Raw genomic sequence first — 7,395 nt, forward strand, 5'->3', positions numbered from 1 at the left:
TATGTGTATTCTATATACATTAAACAAATTAACCAAATTTATATGAAAAACGATGTATCAGCTATTCCAGCCGGAAAAAGCAACTACCTGAAACGGCTTTTATTCCTGCTGGTATGTGTGCTAATGTCAGGGAATGCGGTGTGGGCGCAGCAACCTACAATCACCATTCATGCTAAAAATCAATCTTTAAAAGAGGTATTGAAAGAAATCGAGCAGCAAAGTAAGCACTCGTTTATCTATTCCTCGAGTACGATCAATGTCAACCAGAAAGTTAATCTGGAATGTAATGGCGTATCTTTAGACAAAGCTTTGGAACAATTGGGAGCCATTGCCGACATCACTTACTCCATTTCCAATCATCAGATTATGCTGGCTCCGGCAGGGAAACAACCGACTCCGGCAGCAGTAGCCGGCAATCAGAAAGGAGCTAAAGCCGGACAAACCATCCGGGGGGTTGTGAAAGACGAAAACGGAGATCCGATTGTAGGAGCCAGTGTCTTCTTTAAAGGTACTACAGTAGGTGTCGCTACAGACGTCGATGGGAAATTCACGCTAAAAACGACAGAAGCGGGCCAATTGCTGGTGGCCTCCTTCATCGGTTACAGCAATGCCGAAGTGAAAGTGATGCCTAACCAGGAAGTCTACAACTTCGACCTGAAACCGGAATCGAAGATGATCGAAGAAGTCATCGTCACCGGTTACCAGACCATCTCTAAAGAACGGGCAACCGGTTCGTTCGCCATCATCTCTCCCAAAGATATGGAAGGGAAATTACAAACCAACGTTATGGATCGTCTGGAAGGGAAGGTGGCCGGATTGACTTCGAACCGCGGGAATATTCAGATTCGAGGAGTCTCTACCTTGAATGGCGACAAGACACCGTTATATGTAGTAGATGGTATTCCGTTTGAAGGAGAACCGGGCAGCCAAACTACGCCATTGGATGTGCTTAACCCTTCGGATGTTGTGAATATCACAGTATTGAAAGACGCTACAGCTGCTTCTATCTACGGAGCTCGTTCCGCCAACGGTGTAATTGTTATCACAACGCGCAGCGGTTCAACAGGCAAACCGCGTGTCAACTATAACGGAAGTATCAAATTGCAAGGCCTCCCCGATAGGGATTATGCAAACAAAATGTCCAGTTCGGAATTGGTGGACTTCCAAAAAATGTTGATTCAAACTTTCCCGAATGTAAATCGTTATGATGCCAACCGTTTCCAAAACGATGTGCAATTGTTATTGCTGGATTGGAGAGACGGCAAATTAAGCGAATCGGAACTTGAAACGAAATTGAAACCCTACCGTACACATGACAGGTACAACCAAGTGATTGATGAATTCCTTCGTAAAAGGGCTATCACGCACCAACACAACCTTTCATTTAATGGTGGTTCGGACATCTACAAATACAATTTTTCTATAAACTACACCGGAACCGCTCCATACGAACGAGAACAGAAAACGAAACGTATAGGTTTTAATATCAAAAATACGTTTAATCTCTTTAAGTGGTTTACTTTGGATGCAGGCATCATCGGCAGCAATAAGTCCGAAGATTACGACAATGGCGTGTTGGGTATGAACTTGTTGAATGCGGGTACCTCTTCCTATTATATGTTGCGTGACGACGAAGGCAATCCGCTCCAGATGTACAATACCAAATCACAGGCAGAAATCGACCGTTTGAAAAGTATCGGGTTGATGGACGAGACCTATATTCCGGTCAATGAAATGGCATCTCGCCACTATACGGCAAAAAGCCGTTACCTGAACTTGAATTTCGGAGCCAAATTCAAGATTATTGACGGGCTGAACCTCGAATTGCGTTACCAGACGGAAAATACCACCGGATTCACGAAGCAATATGACACGAAAAATGCTTTGGATGTAAAAACTATGATTAACGATGCTGCCGTATTAAATCCAAACGGTACGTTAAAATACAACATCCCTGTCGGAGGACAGATTGTGCAGACCAATACGGACAATAATTCCTACACGATGCGTGCCCAAGTGAACTATAACAACACCTTTTCCGAGCGTCATGACTTACAAGTGCTTGTCGGCGCAGAACGGCGGAAAGTCGTTACCTCTCAAAACGGTTTCTACCGTTTGGGATACGATGATCAGACATTGGTGTACAGCGAAATCAACGCGCTTGACTTGAATCAAATGCTTCGGGGCACTCAAAGTATATACGGAACATTCTCATTCAACAACAAGACTCCGGGTTTCTCGCATGTGGACAACCGTTATGTATCATTTTATGGAAATGCATCCTATACTTTAGACAACCGTCTGACCGTGAATGGAAGTATCCGTATTGACCAATCAAACCTTTTCGGTACAGACCCCAAATATCAGTATAAACCTTTATGGTCTGTAGGTGCCCACTATGTTCTGTTTCAAAACAAAACCAATTGGTTAGATCGTCTTGTGCTTCGTGCCACTTACGGTATCAACGGTAACGTTTCTAAAAAGAACGGTCCTTACCTGATTGCCGCAGCAGACAGGAACAACTACTATACCAATGAAAGCGCATTCTATATCAAAAGTCCGGCAAACCCGTCATTGCGTTGGGAAAAGACCCAAGTAACCAACATCGCAGTAGATTTCAATTTATTCCAAAACCGTTTGAACGGCTCTGTCGAATTCTATAACAAAAAGAGTAGTGATCTTTTGGGAGACTTCTCCACCGATCCGACCCTGGGATGGAGTTCCATGTTGATGAACTTTGCCAGTTTGTACAACCGAGGTGTAGAAATCGTATTGAACAGTGAGAATATCAAAACGAATGAATTCTCATGGACTTCTAACTTCATATTCGGATACAACAAAAATAAAGTGCTTGAAGTCGAGACTTCTGATGAATCGGCTTACAGTTACTATAGCAAACTGAACACCCGTAAAAATTATGCCATGAATTCCATGTTCAGCGTTCGTTATGCTGGTTTGGATGAAAACGGTATTCCAACCGCCTATAACAAGAATGGAGAAATTGTAAAATCTGCCGACCTTTTGACCAAGGAAGATTTAGTTTACTCGGGTACTTACGAGCCACGTTTCAATGCATCATTTACTAACCGTTTAAGTTATAAAGGTTTTGATCTTTCCTTCATGTTTATCTATGCCGGCGGTCATGTAATGCGCGATGTAAAAGCAGGCATGTTGATTGCACAGCATCCTATTTACCGCACCTCCAATGCCGACCGCGACCTGATGAATTACTGGAAAAGCGCAGAGGATAACAACAATCCGGACATCAACCCGGCTTTTGCTTTCCAAAACCAGGCAGCCATGAAAGCAAAAGACCTTTGGAGTGCAGCCGACAAACATGTACAGAAAGGCGACTACATCAAATTGCGCGATGTGACTCTTGGTTATACCATTCCCCCACATTTGTTGAAAAAATACATGATTCAAGGTATCCGCCTGAATGTACAGGTACAGAACCTTTGGTACTGGGCCGCCAATAGGGACAACTTAGACCCCGAAGTATGGAACGGCAGCAGCCTTTCACCCTCACGCGGCTCTCACCTCCCGGCAAATGTGACATTCGGTTTATCAGTTAATTTCTAAAATGAGAACAATAATGAGAAAATACATTTATCCGATACTCTGCACCCTACTGATAGTAAGTCAAGGATGCGACCATTTTTTGGGAAACAAACCGAAAGGATATGCGATTCCCGAAGCTTTTGAAGACTATGTGAAATTGTTGGCCAGTCAGTCTCTCAATAGCTGCATGAGCACAGATGCATTTTATCTGACAGATGACGTGCATTTATTGGACGATACCGTTTCTGCTGCCGACCTGGCGTATGCAAACCAAGATGACCACGAGCGCAATCTCTACTCATTCAAAGGCGGACAGATTTACACGCCGGGGTCAGATGACAACTTGTGGAATGCCGCTTATGAGCGTATTTACACATTCAACACTATTATCAACAACGTGCTTTCCTCTACCGATGCCACCGATGCAGAAAAACATCGCCTGCGCGCCGAAGCGCTCTACCAGCGTGCTTTCGAATACCTGGCATTGGTCAACATCTACGCCCGCCATTATCACAAAGAAACGGCAGCAACCGATTATGGCATTCCTTTGATCACAAAGGATCTTGTAGATCAAACATACACCCGTGCCACTGTTGCCGAAGTATACAAACAAATAGAGGATGACTTAAAAGAAGCTTCTAAAAGCCTGAAAGAAGTCCCCATTAACTTATTCCATCCCTATTTAGGCAGCCTTCACTCTTTTTATGCCCGCCTGTATCTCTACATGGGACGTTATGACGATGCTCTCACCGAAGCAAAAGAGGCACTGAAACTGAACGACAAATTGCAAGATTTGTGCCCTTATCAGACAAAGGATAAAACTACCTGGGGACGTATCGTCTTGCCCGATGGTACACCAATGCTCGAAAAGGATGACAATCCGGAAGCCGTATTTGTCCGTCTGCAAAGCGGACGTGTAACCATTCCGGTCAGCAAGGATTTTCTTGCAACATTTGAGCGTAACCTGCCTGCAGGAGCGACAGACCAGCGCCGTGCTTTGTTTTATGCCGACGATACCGTCAACATGGGACGTACCGATTATTTTTACGGGGAGACTTGCTATATTCTATATGCTTATCAGAACGTAGGTTTCTCCACTGTCGAAAACATGCTGATTGCCGCAGAATGCGAAGCCCGCGTCGGCTCCAAAGACAATGCAATGAGCTATGTGAACAAACTGCGTGACAACCGCATCAAAAACAACGTAGCCCTGACAGCAACCGACAAGGACGAAGCGCTCCGCATCGTATTGGACGAACGTCGCCGGGAATTTGCCTTCACGGGTTTCCACCGCCTGATAGACCTGAAACGTCTCAATTATGAAGACAAATTCCAAAAAAACATCACCCATACAGCAGACGGTGAGACCTTTACCCTTGCACCGAACGACAATCGGTACATCTTCCCGATTAATCAAATGATTTTGAATTACAATCCGGGAATGCCGCAGTACGAGAGATAAAAAGTTTTAAAGGTTACAACGGTTAAAAGGAACGACTAAACCGTTGTAACCCCTTTAACTGCGATAATTTTTGTAACTCTGAAGTAAAATGAAAAAATTAATTTTCCTGTTCAGTCTCTTTATCGCCTTCCAGGCAGTTGCCCAAGAAGGTATCCGATTCCGGCATTGCAGCTGGGAAGAAGCCAAGGCTATGGCGAAAAAAGAGAAAAAACCGATTTTTATCGATTTCTATACCCAATGGTGCGGCCCCTGCCTGAATATGGCTGAAAACATCTTCACCTTAGGAAGTGTAGGTAATTTTTACAACGATCATTTTGTATGCCTGAAGATTGATGCAGAAACAGGCGAAGGAGTCGAATTAGCCAAAAAATACGAAGTAGCTTCCTTCCCCACCTTTGTTTTTGTAAATCCCAAAACCGAAAAAGCAATCCATATCTCCGGTAGTAATCAAGACCGGGAAACTTTCCTTTTCACCGGAGCTTCGGCCCTGGATCCGAAAAAGACCTCTGTCTATCTGATGGAACAACAGAAAGCAGGCAATACCAAACCGGAATTCCTACTTGATTACGCTTATTATGCAGCCTCCCGCTATAACCGGACAGAAAGCGAAAAATGTGCCGAACAACTGATCACGAAGCCGGGTTATTCACTGGAAAATCCGAAAGTATGGGCCTTATTCGTGAAATCCATCCACGGACGGGACAACAAACTGTTTAAAATGCTTTGTTCCGATATCGACAAATACCGCAAAATTCACGGAACCCAGGCAGTAGACAGTAAATTATTCAAAGAATGTAACTACTGCCCGGATACCGCCGAATTGGCAGCCCTACCCGATTTCGAAGGAAAAACATTCCTTACCCGGAAAAACGAAGCCGACCGACTGATTAGTGCCGAAAAATACGAAGAAGCTGCCCGGCTCATCGACCAAATGGTAGCTGATCCCGGTGCTTTCCGTGAAGAACTTTGTATGTATTTTCGCTTTATGACCCGTTCAGCCACTTATAAAGATTATCCGGAATTCTGGAAAGAAAAATGCCTGGAATATTCGCGGTATATGGCTTACAACATGCCCGACCGGGACGAAGCCATCACCTACTTCGATTACCTCAGCCAATTGGAACACTATCTGAATACCCATCCAGAAATTCAGCAACAACTACCCGATTGTCTGAAAAACAAACCCAAATACGGAGCTCAGGAATTGTCCATGCGCCCCGCTCAACTCAAACAAAAACCCAAAAAGAAATAATAAATATTAGTGACCGCACTCAAACGAATAGCGAGTACGGTCACTGTTTAAAACCTGACAGCGTTTACTTCAACCGATTCTTTGTCTTAATAGCTTCATTGACCAACTGCAGATTTTCATTGGCCCGGATAAGCTGCTCACAAGCGGCAATAATTTCCGGTCGTTTTACAGAATGCGTATACCAGCTTAATGTCTCCACTGTTGTAATCCTAAGCTGCATATCGCGGGAGCTATCCAAAACAAAAGCAATCAACAGTTCTGCGGCTCCGACTGCAGGGTGATTCCGTTGACGGACTATATCAAAACTTTTATCCTTGGCAGAAGAAGTAAGATCACTAATGACACCGGCTGCACTCTGCCAAGAATTCTGGTTCCTTTGTACCAGACTCAGGAGTTGCTGTACCACTTCCTCTTTATTTACCCAATGTCCACTTGCCCCGGCCTGCCGTTTTATTTCTGCGGTCAGTTTATCCATATCCATCAGCATGATTGCGTCCCTTGCCTGGTAATTTACACGAGCGGACATGTTTTCATTCAATAAGGCATAAACCAGAGCAGGTATCAATTCATCAGTTCCCAAATTCCCGATATACTGAACGGCAAAACGCCGGACCAATTCATAACTATCACATACTGCAAGTTTCAAAACATCCACCAGTTCCGGACTATTCATCTGATACAACAACTTCATACACTCCATACGAACTACTCCGAACAAGGAAGCTTCATAAGTCTTTTGCAGTAACTCAGGCAATCCGGGAGCATGATTTTCATACAACTTCCGTAAAGCCATACATTGCACATCTGCATTCGGATAGTTCAACAGCTTATACCACATGGCATTGTCCTTTTTGCTTACAACTATTGCCCGGTTCATATCTAAAGCAGGATCTACCGTATTTGCAAAATGATAAGTCGGATCTCCGATAATATGCGTTTCCAAAAAATGGACATGACGGCCCCATTGCCCAATGCGTACCCCGCAAGCCAATAGTCCCAGATATTCATCCGGCCATTTGTCCTGTATGGTATTGACGGTATTCCCCTGAGTTACCACTGTATTTCCATCCCCGAAAATATAGGCATTGGCAATACAGTCATCCAGATGAAAAGAGCCGTT

General features: G+C 44.2%; 4 protein-coding genes. 3 read left to right on the plus strand and 1 reads right to left on the minus strand.

All coding sequences use genetic code 11. The features are described 5' to 3' along the window. Positions 1-42 precede the first annotated feature (42 nt). From WS34_RS09710 to WS34_RS09720, 3 genes are all read left to right on the plus strand, one after another. The gene (locus WS34_RS09710) at positions 43-3,582 is read left to right on the plus strand and encodes a SusC/RagA family TonB-linked outer membrane protein (protein ID WP_022161149.1); all 3,540 of its coding nucleotides are present in this window, start codon (positions 43-45) and stop codon (positions 3,580-3,582) included. Between the two features lies 1 nt (position 3,583). Continuing rightward, a complete protein-coding gene (locus WS34_RS09715; RefSeq protein WP_087381163.1) occupies positions 3,584-5,023 on the plus strand; it encodes a RagB/SusD family nutrient uptake outer membrane protein in 1,440 nt (479 codons plus the stop codon). An 88-nt stretch (positions 5,024-5,111) separates the two neighbouring features. Continuing rightward, positions 5,112-6,275, plus strand: a complete 1,164-nt coding sequence (locus WS34_RS09720) for a thioredoxin family protein (RefSeq protein ID WP_046404506.1) — start codon at positions 5,112-5,114, stop codon at positions 6,273-6,275. Between the two features lie 64 nt (positions 6,276-6,339). On the opposite strand, the gene WS34_RS09725 is transcribed toward WS34_RS09720, so the two are convergent. Beyond that, on the minus strand, positions 6,340-7,395 hold a 1,056-nt coding region (locus tag WS34_RS09725), incomplete at its 5' end, for a HEAT repeat domain-containing protein (protein ID WP_046404508.1).

Origin of the sequence: Odoribacter sp. N15.MGS-14, from assembly GCF_000980245.1 — a bacterium.
GTDB lineage: Bacteria > Bacteroidota > Bacteroidia > Bacteroidales > Marinifilaceae > Odoribacter > Odoribacter splanchnicus.

Coding starts and splice junctions, on each gene's coding strand:
- WS34_RS09710 (WP_022161149.1), top strand. CDS start 43: ATGAAAAACGATGTATCAGCTATTCCAGCCGGAAAAAGCAACTACCTG.
- WS34_RS09715 (WP_087381163.1), top strand. CDS start 3,584: ATGAGAACAATAATGAGAAAATACATTTATCCGATACTCTGCACCCTA.
- WS34_RS09720 (WP_046404506.1), top strand. CDS start 5,112: ATGAAAAAATTAATTTTCCTGTTCAGTCTCTTTATCGCCTTCCAGGCA.